Annotated in this window: 17 protein-coding genes and 1 riboswitch; of the genes, 7 read left to right on the top strand and 10 right to left on the bottom strand. The window is 66.1% G+C overall.

Features of this window, described 5'->3' with window-relative positions:
- Positions 1–68: 68 nt before the first annotated feature.
- Positions 69–179, top strand: a riboswitch (S-adenosyl-L-homocysteine riboswitch).
- Between the two features lie 100 nt (positions 180–279).
- The 3 genes from ahcY to metF all read left to right on the top strand — a co-directional run bounded on the left by ahcY (position 280) and on the right by metF (position 2,996).
- Positions 280–1,698 (top strand): adenosylhomocysteinase, encoded by a 1,419-nt coding sequence (ahcY, locus tag HV798_RS07155; protein WP_175192443.1) that lies wholly within the window; start codon positions 280–282, stop codon positions 1,696–1,698.
- Between the two features lie 120 nt (positions 1,699–1,818).
- Positions 1,819–2,154 (top strand): phage holin family protein, encoded by a 336-nt coding sequence (locus HV798_RS07150; RefSeq protein WP_025136213.1) that lies wholly within the window; start codon positions 1,819–1,821, stop codon positions 2,152–2,154.
- A complete protein-coding gene (gene metF, locus HV798_RS07145; RefSeq protein WP_175192444.1) occupies positions 2,154–2,996 on the top strand; it encodes a methylenetetrahydrofolate reductase [NAD(P)H] in 843 nt (280 codons plus the stop codon). The genes HV798_RS07150 and metF overlap by 1 nt, the downstream gene beginning before the upstream one ends.
- A 109-nt stretch (positions 2,997–3,105) precedes the next feature.
- Here the strand turns inward: metF and HV798_RS07140 are convergent, their stop codons facing one another.
- The 7 genes from HV798_RS07140 to HV798_RS07110 all read right to left on the bottom strand — a co-directional run bounded on the left by HV798_RS07140 (position 3,106) and on the right by HV798_RS07110 (position 10,610).
- The gene (locus tag HV798_RS07140) at positions 3,106–4,104 is read right to left on the bottom strand and encodes a tripartite tricarboxylate transporter substrate-binding protein (protein WP_175192445.1); all 999 of its coding nucleotides are present in this window, start codon (positions 4,102–4,104) and stop codon (positions 3,106–3,108) included.
- A gap of 172 nt (positions 4,105–4,276) precedes the next feature.
- Positions 4,277–5,155: a DUF3800 domain-containing protein gene (locus tag HV798_RS07135; protein ID WP_217481154.1), complete on the bottom strand. Its 879-nt coding sequence runs from the start codon at positions 5,153–5,155 to the stop codon at positions 4,277–4,279.
- 176 nt (positions 5,156–5,331) lie between these two features.
- Positions 5,332–6,195, bottom strand: coding sequence for a proteasome-type protease (locus HV798_RS07130; RefSeq protein WP_175192446.1), 864 nt, complete (start codon positions 6,193–6,195; stop codon positions 5,332–5,334).
- 55 nt (positions 6,196–6,250) lie between these two features.
- Positions 6,251–7,054 (bottom strand): transglutaminase family protein, encoded by an 804-nt coding sequence (locus tag HV798_RS07125; RefSeq protein WP_025136209.1) that lies wholly within the window; start codon positions 7,052–7,054, stop codon positions 6,251–6,253.
- A 13-nt stretch (positions 7,055–7,067) separates the two neighbouring features.
- Positions 7,068–8,093, bottom strand: a complete 1,026-nt coding sequence (locus tag HV798_RS07120; RefSeq protein ID WP_175192447.1) for an alpha-E domain-containing protein — start codon at positions 8,091–8,093, stop codon at positions 7,068–7,070.
- A gap of 2 nt (positions 8,094–8,095) precedes the next feature.
- Positions 8,096–9,526: a circularly permuted type 2 ATP-grasp protein gene (locus HV798_RS07115; protein ID WP_025136207.1), complete on the bottom strand. Its 1,431-nt coding sequence runs from the start codon at positions 9,524–9,526 to the stop codon at positions 8,096–8,098.
- Positions 9,527–9,935: 409 nt separating this feature from the next.
- On the bottom strand, positions 9,936–10,610 hold the full coding sequence (locus tag HV798_RS07110) for a 5-formyltetrahydrofolate cyclo-ligase (RefSeq protein WP_175192448.1): 675 nt from the start codon (positions 10,608–10,610) through the stop codon (positions 9,936–9,938).
- Positions 10,611–10,721: 111 nt separating this feature from the next.
- Between HV798_RS07110 and HV798_RS07105 the strand changes: the two genes are divergently transcribed.
- Together HV798_RS07105 and HV798_RS07100 are read left to right on the top strand one after the other, a co-directional pair.
- Positions 10,722–12,869, top strand: a complete 2,148-nt coding sequence (locus tag HV798_RS07105; RefSeq protein ID WP_425486127.1) for a transglycosylase SLT domain-containing protein — start codon at positions 10,722–10,724, stop codon at positions 12,867–12,869.
- A complete protein-coding gene (locus HV798_RS07100) occupies positions 12,866–13,969 on the top strand; it encodes a tRNA nucleotidyltransferase/poly(A) polymerase-related protein (RefSeq protein ID WP_175192449.1) in 1,104 nt (367 codons plus the stop codon). The genes HV798_RS07105 and HV798_RS07100 overlap by 4 nt, the downstream gene beginning before the upstream one ends.
- Before the next feature lie 82 nt (positions 13,970–14,051).
- Here the strand turns inward: HV798_RS07100 and HV798_RS07095 are convergent, their stop codons facing one another.
- The 3 genes from HV798_RS07095 to HV798_RS07085 all read right to left on the bottom strand — a co-directional run bounded on the left by HV798_RS07095 (position 14,052) and on the right by HV798_RS07085 (position 18,191).
- The gene (locus HV798_RS07095) at positions 14,052–15,239 is read right to left on the bottom strand and encodes a class I SAM-dependent methyltransferase (RefSeq protein ID WP_175192450.1); all 1,188 of its coding nucleotides are present in this window, start codon (positions 15,237–15,239) and stop codon (positions 14,052–14,054) included.
- 124 nt (positions 15,240–15,363) lie between these two features.
- Positions 15,364–17,151: a DEAD/DEAH box helicase gene (locus HV798_RS07090; protein WP_175192451.1), complete on the bottom strand. Its 1,788-nt coding sequence runs from the start codon at positions 17,149–17,151 to the stop codon at positions 15,364–15,366.
- A 278-nt stretch (positions 17,152–17,429) separates the two neighbouring features.
- On the bottom strand, positions 17,430–18,191 hold the full coding sequence (locus HV798_RS07085; protein ID WP_175192452.1) for a uracil-DNA glycosylase: 762 nt from the start codon (positions 18,189–18,191) through the stop codon (positions 17,430–17,432).
- Between the two features lie 346 nt (positions 18,192–18,537).
- Between HV798_RS07085 and HV798_RS07080 the strand changes: the two genes are divergently transcribed.
- Positions 18,538–20,208 carry a ShlB/FhaC/HecB family hemolysin secretion/activation protein gene (locus tag HV798_RS07080; protein WP_246288610.1) on the top strand — a complete coding sequence of 557 codons (1,671 nt, stop codon included), beginning with the start codon at positions 18,538–18,540 and terminating at the stop codon, positions 20,206–20,208.
- A gap of 134 nt (positions 20,209–20,342) precedes the next feature.
- A partial coding sequence (locus tag HV798_RS07075; protein WP_175192454.1) for a two-partner secretion domain-containing protein occupies positions 20,343–22,087 on the top strand: 1,745 nt, incomplete at its 3' end.

Raw genomic sequence — 22,087 nt, 5'->3', positions numbered from 1 at the left:
TCCGGCGCCTGCGGAATTTGGCGCGCCGGGCGTTCCCCCCCGCTGGGCAAACCGGTACAATGCCTGCCAATCCTGAGGAGCGTTGCGACGACCATTTTCAACATCTGGTCGCCAGGCTCAGGAATTCCTGTTCAAGCGTTGCGCATCGCGCAGCGCTACAGCAACGGCGCTCACCTTTGTCGCGTATGGCGGAAAAGGCGAGCACTCGATTGTCGTGGTGGTTTCGCGTTGTCCGGCCATATCGTGCGCCGTTCGTTTTTCACGTGGAGCCTACACACCATGAACGCTGTAACCGATAAATCCTTCTCCGACTACCTCGTCGCCGATATGTCGCTGGCAGGCTGGGGCCGTCGCGAGCTGGCCATCGCCGAAACCGAAATGCCCGGCCTGATGGCCATCCGCGAAGAGTTCGCCGCCAAGCAGCCGCTCAAGGGCGCCCGCATCGCCGGCAGCCTGCACATGACCATCCAGACCGGCGTGCTGATCGAAACGCTGGTGGCCCTGGGCGCCGAAGTGCGCTGGGCCTCGTGCAACATCTTCTCCACGCAAGACCACGCCGCCGCCGCCATCGCCGCGTCGGGCACGCCGGTCTTCGCCGTCAAGGGCGAAACGCTGGAAGAGTACTGGCAGTACACCCACAAGATCTTCGAATGGCCCAACGGCCAGAACGCCAACATGATCCTCGACGATGGCGGCGACGCCACGTTGATGCTGCACCTGGGCACCAAGGCCGAGAAAGACATCTCGGTGCTGGCCAACCCCGGCAGCGACGAAGAGCGCGTGCTGTACGCCGCCATCAAGGCCACGCTCGAGCGTGACCCGAAGTGGTACTCGACCCGCCTGGCACTCATCAAAGGCGTGACCGAAGAAACCACCACCGGCGTGCATCGCCTGTACCAGATGTCGCAGAAGGGCGAGCTGGCCTTCGCCGCCATCAACGTCAACGACTCGGTCACCAAGTCCAAGTTCGACAACCTGTACGGCTGCCGTGAATCGCTGGTCGACGGCATCAAGCGCGCCACTGACGTCATGGTCGCTGGCAAGATCGCCGTGGTCGCCGGTTACGGCGACGTGGGCAAGGGTTGCGCCCAGGCGCTGGTCGCCCTGCGCGCCCAGGTCTGGGTCACGGAAATCGACCCGATCTGCGCCCTGCAGGCTGCCATGGAAGGCTTCAAGGTCGTGACCATGGAAGAAGCTGCCGCCCACGGCGACATCTTCGTCACCGCCACCGGCAACTACCACGTCATCACCCGCGACCACATGAACGCCATGAAAGACCAGGCGATCGTGTGCAACATCGGCCACTTCGACAACGAAATCGACGTCGCCGGCCTGGCCGACTGCAAGTGGGAAGAGATCAAGCCGCAAGTCGACCACGTCATTTTCCCGGACGGCAAGCGCATCATCCTGCTGGCCCAGGGCCGCCTGGTGAACCTGGGTTGCGCTACTGGCCACCCGTCGTTCGTGATGTCGTCGTCGTTCGCCAACCAGACGATCGCCCAGATCGAGCTGTTCACGCGCAACGAAGCCTACAAGTCGGGCGAAGTCTACGTGCTGCCCAAGCACCTGGATGAAAAGGTCGCGCGTCTGCATCTGGCCAAGCTGGGTGTGAAGCTGACCACGCTGCGCAAGGATCAGGCCGACTACATCAGCGTGCCGGTTGAAGGTCCTTACAAGCCGAATCACTACCGCTACTGATGCTTGTAGCAAAATAGGGAAGTATCCGCGCCATGTCGGCGCGGGCTTTCCGGTCCGCGGGGTTCCCCCGTGTCGCCTGGCGATGACGGGGCCGCGGAGCGTCAATACAGGAGGTCGAACATGGCATTGATACTCGTCTGGATCCTGAACGCGGTGGCCCTGCTGGCCGTTGCCTACCTGCTGCCCGGCATCACCGTGGCCAGCTTCGGATCGGCGCTCATCGCCGCCCTGGTGCTGGGCCTGGTCAACATGCTGGTCAAGCCGGTCCTGGTATTGCTGACGCTGCCCATCACGATCGTCACGCTCGGTCTCTTTCTCATCGTCATCAACGCCTTGTTGTTCTGGTTCGTCGGCTCCGTGCTCAAGGGCTTCCAGGTCAACGGGTTCTGGTGGGCCGTGGGCGGTGCGATTCTGTACAGCCTCATTTCTGGCCTGCTCACCAAACTGATCCCCTAATGTCTGACTCGACTACCCCCGCTTTCAGTCTGGAATTCTTTCCCCCGCGCGATCTGGCCGGCCAGGAACGGCTGGTCCGCGCGGCCAAGCAGATGCTGGCGATCCAGCCCAAGTACGTCAGCGTGACCTTCGGCGCGGGCGGTTCCACCCGCGCCGGCACGGCAGACGCCGTGCGCACGCTGCGCAACCTGGGCTGCGACGCGGCGCCGCACTTGTCGTGCGTCGGCGCGTCACGCCAGGACCTGCGGGACATCCTCCAGGCATACAAGAATGAAGGCGTGCGGCGCGTGGTCGCCTTGCGCGGCGACCTGCCTTCGGGCATGGGCGGCGACGCAGGCGAACTGCGCTATGCCAACGAACTGGTGTCGTTCATCCGCGAGGAAACCGGCGACTGGTTCCACATCGAAGTCGCGGCCTATCCCGAAATGCATCCGCAGGCGTCCAGTCCGTCGGCCGACCTGGATCATTTCGTGGCCAAGGTGAATGCCGGCGCCGATGCCGCCATCACCCAGTACTTCTTCAACGCCGACGCCTATTTCGACTTCGTCGACCGGGCCCAGGCCAAGGGCGTGCGGGTGCCGATCGTGCCGGGCATCATGCCCATCACGAACCACACCCAGCTCTTGCGCTTCTCGGAAATGTGCGGCGCCGAAGTGCCGCGCTGGATTCGCCTGCGCCTGGCCGAATTCGGCGACGACAAGGCCTCCATTCGCGCCTTTGGCGTGGACGTGGTCACCGAGCTATGCCAGAACCTGCTGGACAACGGTGCGCCGGGCTTGCACTTCTACACCCTGAACCACGCCGACGCGCCGTTGGCCGTGTGGAAGGAACTGGCGGTGTAAGCCAGATTGCAAGGGCGTACCCGCCCAGGCAGGGCAAGGCCGGCATACGCCGGCCTTTTTTCATGCGCGCGCTTGCAGGTGCGGCGTCATGGACCCGCACGCACGGCCATCAATCCGCGTACACGCCCGCTTTGCGGATGATGGGCCCCCACTTGTCCACTTCGGATTGCAGCCAGCTTTGCAGGCCTTCTGGCGTCTGCTTGGCCTCGGGCACGATCTCGGCGCCCAATTCAGCCATCTTCTGCGTGAAGGCCGGGTCTTTCAGCGCAGCGCGCAGGGCCTCGTTGAACTTGGCGATGACCTCGGGCGGCGTGCCCTTGGGCGCATACACACCGTGCCACACCTTGACCTCGAAGCCCTTCAGGCCACCTTCCTGCAAGGTGGGCGCATCGGGCAGCGCCTTGATGCGGTCCAGGGTGGTGACGCCGTACAGCTTCACGCGTTGGCCCTTGATATGCGGAATGGTCTGCGTGGTCTGGTCGCACAGCACGTCCACCTGGCCGCCCAGCAGTGCCGTCAGTGCGGGCGCCGTGCCGGCATAGGGCACGGTCGTGAACTGCACGCCCAGCGATTCCTGCAACAACATGCCGCACAGCTGCGACACCGCACCCAGGCCCGCATTGGCCAGGTTGATCTTGTTGCCGTTGGCGTGTGCGTACTGGATGAATTCGGCCATGTTGCCGGGCGGCAGGTCCTTGCGGCCCAGCAGCGTCATCGGCACGTCGGCCACCTGGCCGACATAGGAAAAGTCGGTCAGCGGATTGAACGGCGGCTTGCGGTACAGCGCGGGCGCGGTGGCCATGCCGTTGTGGTGGATCAGGAAGGTATAGCCGTCGGGCGCGGCGCGCGCCACGTGCATGGCCGCCAACGTGCCGCCGGCGCCGGTGCGGTTCTCGATGATGATGCTCTGGCCCAGCGTCTTGGACATCGCGGCGCCCAGGCTGCGCGCCACGACATCGGTGGGGCCGCCGGCCGAAAACGGCACCACCAGCGAAATGGCATGGTTGGGATAGTTGCTCTGGGCCGCGGCGGGGCCGCCGGCCAGGCAGGCCAGGGCCACCAACGGCCCGGCCAGGCGCAGCAGTGTGCGCGAGGAAATAGGGGTCATGTCTCGTTCCTTGTGGTTTTATCGTGACCCGCAAGGCGAAGCATGACGGGCTGGCACCAGTGTGGCGCGACAGCCGGAAGATGAGAATTTGCGGTTTTACAAGCCGGGCTTAGGGAAGCGGAAAGGAGGGTTTATACGGTGAGTCTGCTTTGCATGGTCTGTGCACGTTTTTTCATTGGGAGAGGTTGCACGACGGCAGCGTGGCATTTCGCACACGGGCGTGAAAGTACCGATGAAAAATCTCCCAGTCTTCATACTGGTCCGCAGCGACTTCGTATGCACATAGCCTGCCCACCAGGCCACATATCCAATCGGCGCATTGCAGTGTCTGGAACAAGTAACTCTCCCCCTGAATAGGCGGTTCAATCAAGCTTCTGCATTTCGCGTCGATATCCTCGAACATGGCCAGCGTGCAGGCCTCCACATTGCGCTCACGCCAGATATTGCCTGCCTGCTGTTCGTCCAGCATCACCATGCAGGTGGCATTTCTGGCGATGCAAAATTCATTCGCAATCCGGATCAGTCGAAGTAGTTGACGCTTGAAGAGACTCGCTGACTGGTGTGTACCCTCATGTTCTGCCTTGTGCTCTCCCGCATAAATGACATGGCCGCCAACAGTCTGGATATGGTTCAGCAGTCGCCCGGTGCTCGCGCGGAGTTCTCTGTACCTATCGACGTTCTGAACCGTGAAGAGCTGCGCACCTTTTTTCTCCCATTGATAGGCGGGCTGTGTTTGCTGGTCAAGCTCGAATTTCAGCAACCGGCATTTGAGTCGATAGAAGTAGATAGCGAATTCGCGCACTGTTTCGACGGGCAGAATAAACCCACCAAAGCCAAATACGGGGCTGGTCTTGTACTGATCGTGATTGCGGGAAACGAATGGCCCGATGTGGCCAAATTCATCGAGATAAACAACGTAATGCAAAGTCTGAACCCCTGGTGCTGAGCGTTTGATGCGCCTGCCCGTGAAGGGATCTGCCGACAGGTCGAACGCGATGGAATTGGCATTCGATCCAGAGAAAACACGAAAGCCCGCAGCAATTGCTTGCATGCGGGCTTCGGAAGGTGGGCACATGAAATCTCATATGCGTTGAAAGCAGTGTATGTCGGCCCTGGATCGCCCGCAAGCATCATGGCGTCAATTAGCGGCCAGCGGCCTCCATGGCGCCATAAGTAGGACGAAACCTGCTAAAGACCTAGCGGGTTTGCTGGGGGCTCATTTTGTCCCTAATTAGCCTGATCCTTTCCAGGATCTTCCGCCAGCACTTGCGGGGCGGCGTAGACGGCCAGGGGTACGTCTACCGGTTCGGCGCGCAGCGGCTGGTGGATGCGGCTGGCGGGCACCAGCGAGGTGGGGTCTTCGGGGTTGGCCCAGAGCGGGTCGGGGATTTCGGCGAAGACCTGGCGCAGGCGTTCGCCCCAGGTGCCGCGGATCATGCGGAAGTATTCGTTGTGTTCGTCGATGCTGGCGAAATGCGTGACGCGCAGCGCATGCGTGTCGTACACCAGCAGGTCCAGCGGCAGACCCACCGAAATGTTCGAGCGCAGCGTCGAATCCATCGAGATCAAGGCGCACTTGGCGGCCTCGTCCAGCGTGGTCTCGGGGCGCAGCACGCGGTCCAGGATGGGTTTGCCGTATTTGGCTTCGCCGATCTGGAAATAGGGGCACTCCGAGCCGGCTTCGATGAAGTTGCCGGCCGAATACAGCTGGAACAGCCGGCAGCGTTCGGTGCCGATCTGGCCGCCGAAGATCAGGCTGACGTTGAATTCCACGCCCTGCTCGTGCAGGGCCGCGGCCTCGCGGTGATAGACCTCACGCACGGCGGCGCCGACCCGGCGGGTGGCCTCGAACATGTCGGGCGCGTTCCAGACGGTTTCGCCGCCTTCGTCGTGCTGGCGTCCCAGCGCGTTCAGCACCGCCTGGCTGACGGCCAGGTTGCCGGACGTCATCAGGACCATCACGCGATCGCCCGGGCGCTCGAAGACGGTCATCTTGCGGAACACGCTGATCTGGTCGACACCGGCATTGGTGCGGGAGTCGGACAGGAAGACCAGGCCGGAATCGAGGCGGGCTGCGACGCAGTAAGTCATGATGGGAAAAAAAGAAAAGCCACGCCGCATTGTATTGCGGCGCGGCCCGCAGGGGTTATTGCTGCAAAGTCGTCTGCACTTCCACGTGGACCTCCATGGATTCCTCGCCGCCGCCGCTGCGCACGCCGCGCACCGGCGAAGCCGAGTCATAGTCACGTCCCACGGCCAGCCGGCAGTGGCAATCTGACGCGAACTGGCGGTTGGTGATGTCCACGCTGGTCCAGCCGGTGTCGGGCAGCCAGACGTCTGCCCAGGCGTGGCTGGCCGCGTGCTGGGTGGTGGTGTACAGGTAGCCGCTGACGTAGCGGGCTGGCACCCCCAGGCCGCGCACGCAGGCCAGGAACAGGTGGGCGTGGTCCTGGCAGACGCCGTGGCCCATGGCCAGCACCTGGCTGGCCGCGGTGGTGACGTCGGTGGTGCCCGGTTCGTAGGCCACGCGGTCGCAGATGGCGCTGGCCAGCGCCAGCACGTCGGCCGGCGCATTCAGGCCGCCGGGCAGCACGTCGCGAGTGAAGGCGTGGATGGTGTCGTCGGCCTGCGTCAGCGGCGTCTGCACGCAATACGCGTGCACTGGCAGGCGGCTGTCTTCCCCGCCCAGCGCGCCCAGCGTCAGGGCACCCACCTGCACCTGGCCCACCACGCGCAGCTCGATTTCGGTGTGCGGGCGGTTCAGGGTCAGCGTGTGGGTGATGTTGCCATAGGCATCCACCTGCTGTTCCAGCGCGCCGGGCGCTTCGATGTGCCAGCGCAGCACGCGCTGGTGCTCGTCGTCGCGCGGCGTCAGCCGCAGGGTCTGGATGCTGTAGGTGACGGGCGCGGTATAGCGGTAATGCGTGACGTGCGTGATGATCTGTTTCATGCCTGTCTCCTTGTCATGCCGACAGCGGCACCAGGAAGTCCTGGCTGATGCGGTTGCCCAGATCGTTGATACGGTCCAGGAAGTGCTCCAGGTACTGGTGCAGGCCGCTCTGCAGAATGTCTTCGACGCGGCCGAATTGCAGCTCTGCGCACAGCATGCCTGCGCGGCGCTGCGTTTCGGTCGAGCGTTGGTTCGACACGCGCGCCAGGTCCTCGGACACCGCCCGCATCGACGCCAGCAGCGAACGCGGCATGTCGGGGTGCAGGATCAAGAGTTCGGCCACGCGGTCCGGCGTGATGACGTCGCGGTATACCTTGCGATAGATCTCCAGCCCCGACACCGAACTGAGCAGCGCCGACCAGCGGTAGAACTCGCTTTGCAGGCCGCTTGTGGCGCCGTTATTGCCGCCGCCATTGCCGTCGACGCGGCCGTCCTGCTGCTGTTGTTGCTGCGAGCCATTGGGCGGTGCAGCGCCGCTGCCGTCGCGCTCGTGGAACTTCACGTCCAGCATGCGTGCGGTGTTGTCGGCGCGTTCCAGGTGCATGCCGATGCGCAGGAAGTACAGCGCCTCGTCTTCGAGCATGGTGCCGATGGTGACGCCGCGGGCCAGATGCGAACGGAACTTCACCCACTCGAAGAATTCACCCGGGTTGCGTTCCAGCAGGCCGGTGTGCAGGTGCTTGAGCAGTTCCAGCCAGGTGGTGTTGTAGGTCTCCCAGACTTCGGTGGTCAGGCTGCCGCGCACGGCGCGCGCATTCTCGCGGGCGGCGCGCATGCAGGTGTAGATGGACGACGGGTTCTCGGGGTCGCGCACCATGTACTGCAGCACGTCGTGTGGCGAAATGACGTCGTGCTTGGCGCGGTACAGGCCTTGCAGTTCCGAGATGCGCAGCACGGCGTTCCACGAGCCCTCGCGGGTCTGCGCGTCTTGCGGCAGCAGCGACATCTGCAGGTTCACGTCCAGCATGCGGGCGGTGTTCTCGGCGCGCTCGATGTAGCGGCACATCCAGAACAGGTTGTCGGCGGTTCGGCTCAGCATCGTTATTCCTCCAGAACCCAGGTGTCCTTGGTGCCGCCGCCCTGGCTGCTGTTGACCACCAGCGAGCCTTCGGTCAGCGCCACGCGGCACAGGCCGCCGGGCACGGTGCGGATGTCCTTGCCGCAAAGCACATACGGCCGCAGGTCGACGTGGCGCGGCGCCACGCCCGACTCGACATAGGTGGGCACGGTGGACAGCGCCAGCGTGGGCTGCGCGATGTAGTTGGCCGGGTTGGCGCGCACGCGGTCCTTGAAGGCTTCGACCTCGGCGCGCGAGGCCGACGGCCCCACCAGCATGCCGTAGCCGCCGGCGCCGTGCACTTCCTTGACCACCAGTTCGTGCATGTTGGCCATCACGTGGGACAGCTCTTCGGGACGGCCGCAGCGCCAGGTCGGCACGTTCGACAGGATCGGTTCTTCGCTCAGGTAGAAGCGGATCATGTCGGGCACATACAGATAGGTGGACTTGTCGTCGGCAATACCCGTGCCGATGGCGTTGGCCAGCGTCACGCGGCCGGCGCGGTACACCGACAGCAGGCCGGGCACGCCCAGCGCAGAATCGGCCCGGAACGACAGCGGGTCCAGGAAGTCGTCGTCCAGCCGGCGGTAGATCACGTCGACCTTGCGCGGCCCTTGCGTGGTGCGCATGTACACCGTGTTCTGTTCCACGAACAGGTCCTGGCCTTCGACCAGTTCCACGCCCATCTGCTGCGCCAGGAAGGCGTGCTCGAAATAGGCCGAGTTGTACATGCCCGGCGTCAGCACCACCACGGTCGGGTCGTCGCCGCCGTGTGGCGCCACTTCGCGCAGGTTGTCCAGCAACAGGTCGGGGTAGTGCGCGACGGGTTCGACCTTGATGCGGCTGAACGCGTCGGGCATCAGACGCATCGACATTTTGCGGTTTTCCAGCATGTACGACACGCCGGACGGCACCCGCAGGTTGTCTTCCAGCACATAGAATTCGCCAGCGCCGGCGCGCACGATGTCCACGCCCGCAATGTGGCAGTAGATGTCCTCGGCCACGTCCACGTCCTGCATCTCGGGGCGGTACTGGGCGTTCAGGAACACCTGTTCGGCCGGCACGATGCCGGCGCGCACGATGTCGTGGCCGTGATAGATGTCGTGGATGAACATGTTCAGCGCGCGCACGCGCTGCTTCAGGCCGGCTTCCAGGCGGCGCCATTCGTCGGCGGGAATGATCCGCGGGATCATGTCGAAGGGAATCAGGCGTTCGGTGCCGGCCGCGTCGCCGGCCACCGAAAAGGTGATGCCTACCCGGCGAAAGCTCAGGTCGGCTTCCAGGCGGCGCGCCGCCATGGCTTCCGCGGATTGCTCGTCGTGCCAGCGCTCGAAGGCCTGGTAATGGGAGCGTATGCCGCCTGCGCTGTCGCGCATCTCGTCATAGGCGGCTGGACGGGATGGTCTGTCCTTCATGGCTCCTCCGTTGCAGATGCTGACGGCCGGCTTGGGCGCGGCCGTTATCCGGTCCGTGCAGACCGGTCTGAATGAATAAGCAACCCGCATGCCAGCTTTGCGCGGACAAACGGGGCCGCCCTTGGGCAAGCATATCCTCCCCTGGGCCTCGTGTGGCCAGCCCCCGGGGAAACGACAGGCGCCCAGGGCGTGGCGAGGGGCGGTCGAGGTGGCCGGCAAGGTCCCGGCGCGGGGGCGTGGTGGGTTCGTGACACCGCCGTGGGGGAAAACCGCGGGCGGGGGATGAGCGACGGGCGTGCCGTGCTGTGGGGCGCGGGCTGGGCCTCGGTGAGGCGGTAGCCCGGAATATAAGGGTCAGATGATAGGGCTTGCACCAGGTTGGTGCAAGCCCCGGGGCAACTCTGGTGCGTCAGCGCATCGTGTAGCTGTGCAGGAGGGTGCCGCCCTGGCCGGGTTCCTGTTGCGGGGCATGCGGCACCCAACCGTCCGGGGTGATCACCGCGTCCAGGCGGAAATCGTGGGCGGCCGGCAGGTAGCCGGGGTCCAGTTCGCCGCAGCTCCAGGCCACGCCGATGGTGGTGAAGGCGTGGCCGCGGTCGCGCAGCGCGGCCAGGGTCCGGTCGTAATAGCCGCCGCCATAGCCCAGGCGGTCGCCGGATTCGGTATAGCCCAGCGTGGGCACCAGCAGCACGTCAGGCAGCACCTCGGCGCCGTGCACGGGTTCCTGGATACCGTAAGGGCCGGCGCGCAGCTCGGCGTCCGGCGTCCAGGGCAGGAACACCAGGGGGGCGTTGCGTTCGCGCACCACCGGCAGCGCCACCTTCACCCCGTTGTCGGTCCATTGTTCCAGCAAGGGGCGCAGGTCGGGCTCGTCTTCCATGGGCCAGAAGGCCGCCACCGTGGCCGGCGCCGGGCGGCCGGCGCGCACGGCTTCGTCGCGCGCCACGTTGAGCCAGGTAAACAGGCGCGCGCGCATCAGCAAACCGCCGCGGCTGCGTTGATCTTCGGGCAGTTCGGCACGCAATTTCCGCAATCGCGTGCGTAGCTGGACTGCGGTATCCTCTGGAGTATTTTGCGTAGTCATGCGGTAGCTGTAACAGGGGTGAAAAATGAAGGCGACAATGCGGATCAGCGATAACACCAACAACCGCGCGCACCATTGCGCGGACCCGCAAGCCGCTGGCAAGGCCGGCGCATGAAGCACACGCCCAACGACCTGGCCATGGCCCCGGCCTCGCAATTCGGACGGTATCAGAAATCCGCCGGGAAATCCCCGCAGGGCGCCGACGCGCGCGCCGGCCTGCGCCGCTGGCTGCCGCTGCTGGCCTTGTTCACCGCGGCCTGTGCGCCGGTCGACGCCCAGCAACGCACCGCCGCGGTCAATCCGCAGCCCCAGCCTGCCGTGCAGACCCCGCAGCCGGCGATTGCCGTGCCGCCGGCCGTGCTGGCCGGCCTGCCGCCCACCAGCGACACGCCCGCGCTGGCCGCCGTGGTGGCGGCGCGTGAAGCCATGAACCGCAAGCAATGGTCGGTGCTCGGCGCGCTGGTGCCGCAAGCCAAGTCCGATCCGCTGGGCATGTACCCCGAATACTGGCTGCTGCGCTACCAGCTCTGGAGCCCACCCACGGGGGGCCGGCCCACCGCCGACCTGCAGAAGTTCATCAACGGCAATCCCGATGCCTACCTGGCCGACCGCCTGCGCGCCGACTGGCTGCTGGCCGCCGCGCGCAGCGGCGACTTCGAAACCGTGCGCAAGCTCGCGCCCGTCAAGAACACCAACGCCCAGGTCGAATGCGCCATTCTGGACGCCAAGCACATGACCGGCCAGCGCGCCACGGCCGCCCAGGCCATCGCCGCCTTTGCGCCGGGCGGCGCCTGCTGGGCGCTGTACGACCAACTGGTGGCCGATCGCATCCTGGGCTGGGACGAACTCGAACCCCAGCTGCGCGATGCCATCGAGGCCAACAAGACCACCGACGCCCGCAAGTTCGTGCAGTACATGTTCGAGCCGCGCGACCAGAAAACCTACGACGTCCTCATCAAGGACCCGATGCGCTGGCTGACACGGCAAGACCGCCTGCCCGTGGGCCGCAACGAAAAAGAGCTGGTCACCATTGCCCTGGCGCGCCTGGCGCGTTCGGACATCAACGTGGCCGATTCGTACCTGCGGCGCGAATGGGCCAAGTCCATGACCAAGTCGAACCTGGCCTGGATTCGCGGCCAGTACGCGCTGGTGGCCGCGCTGAACCTGGATAGCCGCGCCGACGACTGGTACCACGAAGCCGGCCATATCCGCATGACCGACTACAACGCCGGCTGGAAGGTACGCGCCGCGCTGCGCCAGCCCAAGATCGACTGGAAGTGGGTCATCGAGTCCATCGACCAGATGCCGGCCTCGCAGCAAGCGGACCCGTCGTGGGTCTACTGGAAGGCGCGCGGCATGGCCGCCACCGGCCGTCGCGACCAGGCCAACGCGGCCTACGCCAGCATCGCCGACCGCTTCGATTTCTATGGCCAGCTGTCGGCCGAAGAACTGGGCCGGCGCATCACCGTGCCCCCGCGCGCCACGCCCGTCAGCGACCGCGAAATCGCCGAAGCCCGGGCCAACCCGGGCCTGCGCCGCGCCGTGCAGCTGTTCCGCCTGGGCTGGCGCCAGGAAGCCGTGCCCGAATGGAACTTCGCGCTGCGCGGCATGACCGACCGCCAGCTGATCGCCGCGGCTGAACTGGCCCGCGCCGAAAACATCTACGACCGCGTGGTCAACACGTCCGACCGCACCGAAAAGGAATTCGACTTCAGCCAGCGCTTCATCGCGCCCTTCGAAGGCCGCGTCACCGCCAAGGCCAACGCCATTGCGCTGGACCCGGCCTGGGTCTACGGCCTGATCCGCCAGGAATCGCGCTTCATCATGGACGCACGCTCGCACGTGGGCGCCTCGGGCCTGATGCAGCTGATGCCGGCCACGGCCAAGTGGGTTGCCGGCAAGATCGGCATGAGCAACTTCACGCCCGACAGCGTCAATGACTTCGACACCAACACCGAACTGGGCACCAACTACCTGAACATGGTGCTGCGCGACCTGAACGGCTCGCAGATGCTGGCCAGCGCCGGCTACAACGCGGGGCCGCGTCGGCCGCACAACTGGCGTTCGACCTTCACGCACCCCGTCGAAGGCGCGATCTTTGCCGAGACCATCCCGTTCAACGAAACGCGCACCTACGTCAAGAACGTGATGTCCAACGCGGTCTATTACGCCGCCATGTTCAGCGGCCAGTCGCAGTCCCTGAAAGAGCGCCTGGGCAACATCGTGCCGCTGGGCGCTGAAACCACCAACCTGCCATGACGCAAGACGTGGCAACGCAGGGTTTGCAGGTGTTCATCGTGGGGGGGGCAGTGCGTGATGCGCTGCTCGGCCTGACGCCTGGCGATCACGACTGGGTGGTGGTCGGCGCCACGCCCGAAGACATGGCGCGGCGCGGCTTCATCCCGGTGGGCGGCGACTTTCCGGTGTTCCTGCACCCGGTCACCAAAGAGGAATACGCGCTGGCGCGCACCGAACGCAAATCGGGGCGCGGCTATAAGGGCTTTACCTTCTATACCGGCGCCGACGTCACGCTCGAAGAAGACCTGCGCCGCCGCGACCTGACCGTCAATGCCATCGCACAGCGTCCGGATGGCACGCTGGTCGACCCCCTGGGTGGCGCGGCCGACGTGCAGGCGCGCGTGTTTCGCCACGTGGGCGAGGCGTTCGAGGAAGACCCGGTGCGCATCCTGCGCCTGGCCCGCTTCACCGCGCGCTTTGCCGATTTCAGCGTGGCGCCCGAAACCCTGGAACTGTGCCGCCGCATGGTCGATGCCGGTGAGGCCGACGCCCTGGTGGCCGAGCGCGTCTGGAAAGAACTGTCGCGTGGCCTGATGGCCGCCGCGCCGTCGCGCATGCTCGACATCCTGCGACAATCCGGCGCGCTGGCGCGCGTCATGCCCGAATTGCAGGGCTCGGAAATCACCGGTGCCGACATCGACCGCGCCGCTTCGTCAGGCCTGGCGCTGCCGGGCCGCTATGCGCTGCTGTGCCGGCTGTCGCCCGAGCGCGAAGCCCTGGGCCGGCGCCTGCGCGTGCCGGCCGAATGCAACGACTACGCGCGTCTGCTGCCCGAGATGCTGGCGGGGCTGGATGCCGCCCAGGCGGCCGGCGCGAACGCCGCCGATGCACAACTGGCGCTGATGGAACGCGCCGACGCGCTGCGCAAGCCCGAACGCTTTTTCGATCTGCTGGATACCGTTGCGGTGTTGCAGCCGGTGGACCGTGATGCCTGGCATGCCCGCGTGGATGCCGTGCGCGGGGTGGATGCGGGCGCTATCGCCCGGGGCTGCGCGGGCGACCCGGCGCGCATCAAACAAAGCGTGCGCGATGCACGTTTGCAGCGGTTACGCGCGGGTTGATGGCGGGGGCGTGATGCCGGCCGGCGCGCAAGGCGGCTTGGCGGCGCTTGCCCTGCAAGCGCCTGGTCGCCGGCCCGGCGCCTTACAGCTTGCCCAGGCGGTCGCCGCGGGCAAAGCCGATCAAGGGTTCCGTCATGCCTCGCCCCACCGCCAGCACCTTGAACAGCTCGCCCATCTCGGCTTCCGACAGCAGCTTCTGCACCGGAGCCACTGCCTGCGCATAGGCTTGCGCATCCGACGGGTCCAGCTGCGCCAGCAGTTCCATCAGGCCCGCGTTCATCAGGAAGCGCGCCTGCGAGGTATAGCCCAGCACCTGCAGCCCGGCCGCCATCGCGGCGTCTGCCATGGCGGTGAAATCCACGTGCGCGGTGATGTCCTGCAGCCCGGGCGCGGTGAAGGGATCGCCGTGTGCATGGTGGCGCAGGTGGCACATCAGCGTGCCGCCCGCGCGTTGCGGGTGGTAGTACTCGCTGCGCGGAAAACCGTAGTCCACCAGCAGCGCCGCGCCCTGTTCCAGCCAGCCGCCCATCGCATCGATCCAGGCTTCGCCCTGCAGATTGATTTCGGACACGTAGCCGGGCAGGGCCGGCATGCGCGCTTGGACCGCGGCGGCCAGGCGCGGCGAGGCCGGGCGGTCTTCCCAGACAAAACCCTGCGTGGCATCGACGGCCACGCCGCGTTCCAGCACGGCGCCATCGGCGCCCCAGGTGAAGAGCGATACCGGCATCGCGTCCAGCACTTCATTGGCCAGCACGCAGCCCCGGAAACGCTGCGGCAGCGCATCCAGCCATTGCACCCGCGCGCCGAACGGCGCCAGCCGTTCGGCCTGGCGTGCGCGCAGGTCGGCCGACACTTCCAGGATCAGGTATTGGGTGTCGGTCAGCCCCAACGCATCCAGCTCGTGCAGTACGCCTTCGGCCAGCGCGCCCGTGCCGGCGCCGAATTCCAGAACATGGTGCGTGTCGGTCTGGCGCAGTACCTGCGCCACCTGGCGCGCCAAGGTGCGCGCGAACAAGGGCGTCAGCTGGGGTGCGGTGACGAAGTCGCCGGCAGGCGCGCGGCCATCGGCCTCGGGTTCGGCCAGCTTCACGTTGCCTGCGGCGTAATAGCCCAGCCCGGGGGCGTAAAGCGCTTCCGCCATCCAGTGGTCAAACGGCAGCCAGCCCGAGGCGGCGGCGATCGCGGCGCGCAGGTGCGCACTGGCGGCATCGCTGTGTGCCTGGGCGGCGGGGGAAAGCGGGGGCAGATTGGCAGGAGCGGGGCGTTGCATGGCAGGAATCAGGACGTCGGGGCAATCACGCATTTTCCCAAAAAACAAACCCCGCGACAGGCGCGGGGTTTGCTGGGGGAAATCGACAGGCCGTCAGGCGGCTGGTCGATGTGCCGATCAGGGCTTAGCCGCGGCGGTCGCCGGCCGGCTTGGCAAAGCGCTTGGCGGGGCCGCCGGGGCGCTTGTCGAACGTGGGCTTGCCGCGGAAGCCGCCTTCCGGACGGTCGCCGCCACGGAAGCCGCCTTCGCGCTGCGGACGGTCGCCAAAGCTGGGGCGATCGCTGAAGCTGGGACGGGCGTCACGGTCGGCGCCGCGGAAACCGCCTTCACGAGGAGCGCGTTCGTTGAACGGACGCGGATCGCGCTGGGGGCGGTCGCCAAAGCTGGGACGATCGCTGAAGCTGGGGCGCGAATCACGGTCGGCGCCACGGAAGCCGCCTTCACGCTGGGGGCGATCACCGAAGGGACGATTGCCCTGGTAGCCGCCTTCGCGTTGGGGACGGTCGCCGAAGCTGGGGCGATCGCTGAACGAGCGGGCCGGGCGGTCGCCGAACGGGCGATTGCCTTGGTAGCCGCCTTCGCGCGGGGCGCCGTCGCGGGCGCCTTGGTAACCGCCTTCACGCGGCTTGAACTCGCCACGCGGGCCGCCGAACGAACGGCCTTCACGCGAGCCGCCGTCACGGTTGCCTTGGTAACCGCCGCCGAAACCGCCGGGGCGCTTGCCGAAAGGCTTGCCGCCGCGCGGCGCAGCGCCGGTCGACGGACGCGGGGTGCGCTTGGGTTCCAGGCCGGCGATCACTTCAGGGGTGATCGATTGGCCGATGTAGTGCTCGATGCGGCGAACCTTGTGGCGCTCGGAGTGCGTGGCCAGCGTGAACGCCAGGCCGTTGCGGCCGGCGCGGCCGGTACGGCCGATACGGTGCACGTAGTCTTCGGCTTGCATCGGCAGGTCGAAGTTGACGGCGTGGCTGATGCCTTGCACGTCGATGCCGCGAGCGGCCACGTCGGTGGCAACCAGAATGCGCAGCTGGCCGCGTTGCAGTTGCGACAGCGTACGGGTGCGTTGGCGCTGGTTCATGTCGCCGTGCAGGGCAGCGGCGGCAAAGCCTTGGTCGGCCAGGCGGTCGGCCAGGTCGTCAGCGCCGCGCTTGGTCGACGTGAAGACAATGGCCTGGTCCAGCGAGGCGTCGCGCAGCACGTGGTCGAGCAGCTGCATCTTGTGGCTGGCGTCGTCCGCGTACAGCAGGCTTTGCGTGATGTTGGTGTGCTTTTCCTTGGAGCCGGCCATCTCGATACGCTGCGGGTCGCGCATCATGCGCGCCGCCAGCTTGGCGATGGTGCCGTCCAGGGTGGCCGAGAACAGCAGCGTCTGGCGTTCTGCGGGCAGGCGGCTGACGATGGTCTCGATATCTTCAATGAAGCCCATGTCCAGCATGCGGTCGGCTTCGTCCAGCACCAGCGTGTGCACGGTGTTGAGCTTGACGCGGCCCGACTGCAGGTGGTCGATCAGGCGGCCGGGGGTGGCGACCAGCACGTCAACGCGGCGCGACAGCGCCTTCAGTTGGGCGCCGTAGGGCATGCCGCCGACGACGGTGGCGGTGCGCAGGTCGGCCAGTTTGCGGCCGTAGGTGGCGGTGGCTTCGGTAACTTGCAGGGCCAGTTCGCGGGTCGGGGTCAGGACCAGCACTTGCACGCCGACGCCCTTGTTGGCGGGCATCTGGGCAATGCGGTGCAGGGCCGGCAGCATGAAGGCGGCGGTCTTGCCGCTGCCCGTCTGCGAGGACACCATCAGGTCGTGGCCGGCCAGCGCTTGCGGAATGGCCGACGCTTGAACGGGGGTGGGGGTGCTGAAGCCAGCTTCTTGAACGGCCGACAACAGGGCGGGTGCGAGACCCAGGGTTTCGAAAGACATTACTTTCCCTTGCCGCGAAAAATGCGACGCAGTGCTTGGTCGGGCCAGGGGATTAGGCGGCCGGATCCAGGCGACGGTTGATGGAGCATCGTGCCGACCGAATCAACCGTGCGCGTGGCGCGTTCTCTTGATACTGCTTGGAACGCAGGGCGAAAGGAAAGGAGGTCAGGAATCGATGATGTTCGGCATGGGGCTCGGGCTTGGTTGCCCGGCAGACTGCTAAAACTTCCGCTAAATCAAGGCGGTAAATGCCGAACTCGTTTTGTGCAGTGCGGCGATCATAACCCGAATTCGCCCTGCATGGGAATTATTTTTTTGTCCAGCGCCCAATCAATAGGGTTTTTCCCTTGGTCGGCCAGCCAGCGATTGGTCGCCAGGAAGTGCCCGCAGCCCAGGAACGGCACCGGGGGGCGCCGGGCGGACAGCGGCGACGGGTGATTGGACATCAGCACCAGGTGGCCGCTGTTGCTGGGAAGCAACGCCTGTTTGGCCTGGGCATGGGCGCCCCACAGCAAAAATGCCTTGGGCGAGGGGTCTTGGGCCACCAACGCAATCAACGCGTCGGTCACCGTTTCCCAGCCGCGCTTGGCATGGGATGCCGGCTGGCCGTCTTCCACCGTCAATGCGGTATTGAGCAGCAGCACGCCCTGGTCGGCCCAGGGGCTCAGGTCATTGCCGGCGGGCAGCGCCGTACCGGGGTATTCCTGGGCGATCTCATTGAAGATGTTGCGCAGGCTGGGCGGGCGCTTGCAGTCATCCGGCACCGAAAACGCCAGGCCCTGGGCCTGGCCCGGGCCGTGATAGGGGTCTTGTCCCAGGATCACCACCCGCACGTCCGACGGCGCCAGGCCGTGCAGCGCCCGAAACGGCGTGGCCGGGTACACCACGGCACCCTCGGCCAACCGTTTTTCCACATGGGCGGTCACGGCTTGCAGGGCGTCGGCCACGCGCGGGGCGTGCAGCGCGGCCTGCCAGGCGGCGGGTAGTTGTGCCGTCTGGGCGGCGAGGGCGGCGGGAACGAGGCGGTTATCGGTCGGCATGGGCGCGATTTTGGCATAGCCGGCCGGGGGCGGCGTTCACGTCGCCCCGCGGAATTTTCCTCACCCGATTTCAGATTCTTCCTATAGCAACGCGTCCACGCACCGAGATAAGTTAACGGGGCAGTCAGCTGTTACGAAACATGTACCTCCATACGTGCGTCCCGTCGCTATGTATGCCGGATTATTCGTCAACAAACGGCATAAATTGAGATGTGCGCTTAATTAGTCCAAGTTCCTACCGTTATTGGTAGAAACTAGTCATTTCAATAAGAAACAAGTGCACAAGTCCATACTGCGAAGCCGCCTCCGGCAGAGGCGCCTTCCCGGGTTGCTGTTGCCTGTGGCCATGGCGGCCCATTTCATCGGTTTTTCCCCGGTTGCGGCGCAGACCCTGCCCGCCGACGCCGCCTCGCGCGCCAGCGAGATCCAGCGACGCCAGGAACAGGAACTGGACGCCCAGCGCGCCCGCGCCGCCGAGCGGCCGGACGTGTTGTCTGCGCCGGCCGCCCCTGTTGCCGGCGAAGGGCCCCTGGCTTTTCCGGCCGAATCGCCGTGCTTCACGCTGGGTCAGGTCATCTGGGATGGCCCCGAGCCCCCCGGCTGGCTGCGCCGCGAAAGCGAAGCCGCCCTGGGCCCCTGCGTGGGCGGCCAGGGCCTGCGCCTGCTGCAAGAACACCTGATGGCCCGCTTGATCGACCGTGGCCTGATCACCGCGCGCGTGCTGGTGCCCGAGCAATCGCTGGCCAGCGGCACGCTGACCCTGCGCTTTGTGCCCGGCCGCATTTCCGGCGTCAAAAGCGACGGCGCGCCCGGCTGGTGGCGCACCGCCTTGCCGACCTGGCCAGGCGGCGACGTCAACCAGCGCGACCTGGACCAGGCCCTGGAGAACATCCGCCGCCTGGCTGGTCAGGCGGACGCCACCATCGACGTGGCCCCTGGCCCCGAGCTGGGCGAATCCGACATCATCATCAAGCCCGGCACCGGCAAGCGCTGGCATGCCTACCTGGGCGGTGACAACGCCGGCCTGGAATCCACCGGCAAGAACCAGGTCAACGCCGGCCTTACGCTGGATTCGCCGTTGTTCCTATACGACCAGCTGTCCGTGTCCTGGAACAGCAACGCCGACCTGCGCAACAGCGACGCCGGTTCGCGCGCCGCGTCCATCAACTACAGCATTCCGTTCGGCTACTGGACCCTGTTCGCGGGCGCCAGCAAATCGCGCTATCGCCAGACGGTCGCCGGCTTTGACGAACCCATCGTCTACGGCGGCACCAGCAAGCAGATCGAGGCCGGCGTGTCCGTCGTGCCTTACCGCGGCGCCAGCTACAAGGGCACCGCCGTGCTGAAGTTCCTGCGCAAGCGCGCCAACAGCACGCTCAATGACGTCGACATCGAAGTGCAGCGGCGTGATGTGGTCGGCTATGAATTCAGCTATGGCCACCGGCAGTACATCGACCAGGTGGTGCTGGATATCGGCGGCGGCGTGCGCGGCACGCTGCCACAATTTTCCAACCAGTCCGGCTACGTCTACGGCGATCCCGACTGGAACGGGCGCAGCACGCTGCTGTCGGCCAACGCCGGCCTGTATCTGCCGTTCAAGGTGGCGGGCCAGCAGATGGCCTACCAGGCCAACTGGCAGATCCAGCACGCCAAGACGCCCGTCGTGCCCGCCGACTACTTCACCATCGGCAACCGCTATGCGGTGCGCGGCTTCGATGGCCAGATGACCCTGGCTTCGGAAGACGGCTGGACGCTGCGCAACGACCTGTCGCTGAACCTGGGCAATCTGGGCCAGCAGCTCTATACCGGCCTGGACGCCGGTCGCGTTGGCGGCCCGTCTGCCCAGTACCTGACGGGCCGCACCCTGGTCGGTGCGGTCGCCGGATTGCGCGGGCGCATCGCCATGCCCTATGTCAACGCCAGCTACGACCTGTCGGCCGGGTGGCCCCTGAAAAAGCCCGACAACCTCAAGACGCAAAGCACGGTCTTCGCCGCCACGCTGATGTTCGAGTTCTAAGCCCGGGCGGCGCCTGGCGCGCCGCCTGCCGCATGACGTGCCGCGACCCGAGTCGCGCCACAAGTCGCTTCACACATTGCTTTGCGGGTTGCCTCGCCATGGGTCGACCCACCTCTACCGAGATTCGCCACGCTATGTCCAAGCTTCGCTCCGCAGTTCTCTGGTTGGTCCTCTACACGCAGATCTGGACGCCCGTGCTGGCGCAGACCTTGCCGATTTCGGTAGACCAGAACGTGGCCGGGCAGAAGCCCGTGGTGGGCGTGGCCAATGGCGTGCCGGTGGTGAACATTGCACCGCCTTCGGCCGGTGGGGTGTCCAACAACCGCTACACGCAGTTCAACGTCGGCCCGTCCGGCGTGGTGCTCAACAACAGCGGCGCGGCCAGCCAGACTCAGGTGGCGGGGCAGGTGGCGGGCAACCCCATGCTGGGTAATCAGCGTGCCACCACCATCCTGAACCAGGTCACGGCGCCCAATCCCTCGCAACTGCGCGGCATGCTGGAAGTGGCCGGTAATCGGGCGAACGTCATTGTTGCGAATCCGGCCGGCATCACCTGCAACGGCTGCGGCTTCTTGAATGCCAATCGCGCCACGCTGACCACTGGCAAGCCGGTCGTGGGGCCGGATGGTGCACTGGGCTTTGATATCGCCAGCGGCCGCTTGGCCATCGAAGGCGCGGGCCTGTACGGCGCCAATCTCAGCCAATTGGATCTGCTGGCCCGCACGCTGGAACTGAATGCCCAGGTCTGGGCGGACCGCTTGAATGTGGTGGCCGGGCCGGCGCGCGTCGGGTATGACGGTATCGACGTCTCAGCCCTGTCCGGCGTGGGAGGCACCACGGGTGTCTCGATCGACGTGGCGGCCTTGGGCGGCATGTACGCCAACAGCATCCGGCTGGTTGGCACCGAAGCGGGCGTTGGCGTAAACATCGGCGGCAACCTGGCTGCGCTGACCGGCACGCTGACCGTCAGCGCCAATGGCGACGTCAAGATTCTGCCGTCTGGCCGCATGCAGGCTGCCACTGACCTGTCGGTGCAAAGCGGACGCGACATCGTCAACGGCGGTACGGTCACGGCGGGCGGCGCGCTGGCGCTCAACGCGCCCGGCTCGGTCACCAACACTGGAGCCATGTCCTCGGCGGGCAACGCCAGTGTCGTGGCACGGCAACTGGACAATCGCGGCGCCTTCACTGCGGGCCTGCAGGCCGATGGTTCCATCAGTCCCTTGGGGGCATTGAGCGTACAGGTCAGCGGCCTGCAGAATGCCGGCACGCTGATGGCCGGCGGCAACGCTACGGTCACGGCCGATGTGCTGGGTCTGTCGGGCGGAAAATTCGTCGCGGGCGGTGCACTGACGTTGGACGCCAACGGCGCAATCACCAATCGCGCCGGTTCCGTGTACGGCGGCTCGGTGTTGCTGCGCGCATCCAGCCTGGACAACACCGGCGGCAAGCTCACCAGCGGCGGAGCCTTGACGGCCAACGTCGCGGGCGCGGTCGACAACACCGCTGGCACCCTGGCCGGCGCTGGCGCGGTGGCCATCACCGGCCAATCCATCGTCAATACGGCAAGCGGCGTCGTCTCGGGCGACAGCGTGGCGCTGCGGGGAACGGCCGGCATCAACAACCAAGGCGGTACCGTCCAAGCCAACGGCGCGCTGCGCGTGGAAACGGCCGGCGCCTTGAACAACCAGGGCGGCAAGCTTCTGGGCGGCACGGCTGATATCCAGGCGGCCAGCCTGGACAACCGCAACGGCGTTGCGCAGGCGGACGGCAAGCTCACCGTCGCCAACACCGGCGCCTTGCAGAACCAGGGCGGCGGCTTGTACGGCGGTTCAATCGACGTTAAAGCCGCGAGCCTGTCCAACACCGACGGCAAGGT

The sequence above is a fragment of the Achromobacter deleyi genome (genome assembly GCF_902859705.1).
Classification (GTDB): Bacteria; Pseudomonadota; Gammaproteobacteria; order Burkholderiales; family Burkholderiaceae_B; genus Achromobacter; species Achromobacter deleyi.
The sequence above is the reverse complement of the archived record's forward strand: the minus strand, read 5'-3'. Positions and strand labels throughout refer to the sequence as shown.

Bases quoted from the DNA above. Each gene is read 5' to 3' on its own strand.
- ahcY (WP_175192443.1), top strand. From the start codon at position 280: ATGAACGCTGTAACCGATAAATCCTTCTCCGACTACCTCGTCGCCGAT.
- HV798_RS07150 (WP_025136213.1), top strand. From the start codon at position 1,819: ATGGCATTGATACTCGTCTGGATCCTGAACGCGGTGGCCCTGCTGGCC.
- metF (WP_175192444.1), top strand. From the start codon at position 2,154: ATGTCTGACTCGACTACCCCCGCTTTCAGTCTGGAATTCTTTCCCCCG.
- HV798_RS07140 (WP_175192445.1), bottom strand. From the start codon at position 4,104: ATGACCCCTATTTCCTCGCGCACACTGCTGCGCCTGGCCGGGCCGTTG.
- HV798_RS07135 (WP_217481154.1), bottom strand. From the start codon at position 5,155: ATGCAAGCAATTGCTGCGGGCTTTCGTGTTTTCTCTGGATCGAATGCC.
- HV798_RS07130 (WP_175192446.1), bottom strand. From the start codon at position 6,195: ATGACTTACTGCGTCGCAGCCCGCCTCGATTCCGGCCTGGTCTTCCTG.
- HV798_RS07125 (WP_025136209.1), bottom strand. From the start codon at position 7,054: ATGAAACAGATCATCACGCACGTCACGCATTACCGCTATACCGCGCCC.
- HV798_RS07120 (WP_175192447.1), bottom strand. From the start codon at position 8,093: ATGCTGAGCCGAACCGCCGACAACCTGTTCTGGATGTGCCGCTACATC.
- HV798_RS07115 (WP_025136207.1), bottom strand. From the start codon at position 9,526: ATGAAGGACAGACCATCCCGTCCAGCCGCCTATGACGAGATGCGCGAC.
- HV798_RS07110 (WP_175192448.1), bottom strand. From the start codon at position 10,610: ATGACTACGCAAAATACTCCAGAGGATACCGCAGTCCAGCTACGCACG.
- HV798_RS07105 (WP_425486127.1), top strand. From the start codon at position 10,722: ATGAAGCACACGCCCAACGACCTGGCCATGGCCCCGGCCTCGCAATTC.
- HV798_RS07100 (WP_175192449.1), top strand. From the start codon at position 12,866: ATGACGCAAGACGTGGCAACGCAGGGTTTGCAGGTGTTCATCGTGGGG.
- HV798_RS07095 (WP_175192450.1), bottom strand. From the start codon at position 15,239: ATGCAACGCCCCGCTCCTGCCAATCTGCCCCCGCTTTCCCCCGCCGCC.
- HV798_RS07090 (WP_175192451.1), bottom strand. From the start codon at position 17,151: ATGTCTTTCGAAACCCTGGGTCTCGCACCCGCCCTGTTGTCGGCCGTT.
- HV798_RS07085 (WP_175192452.1), bottom strand. From the start codon at position 18,191: ATGCCGACCGATAACCGCCTCGTTCCCGCCGCCCTCGCCGCCCAGACG.
- HV798_RS07080 (WP_246288610.1), top strand. From the start codon at position 18,538: ATGGCGGCCCATTTCATCGGTTTTTCCCCGGTTGCGGCGCAGACCCTG.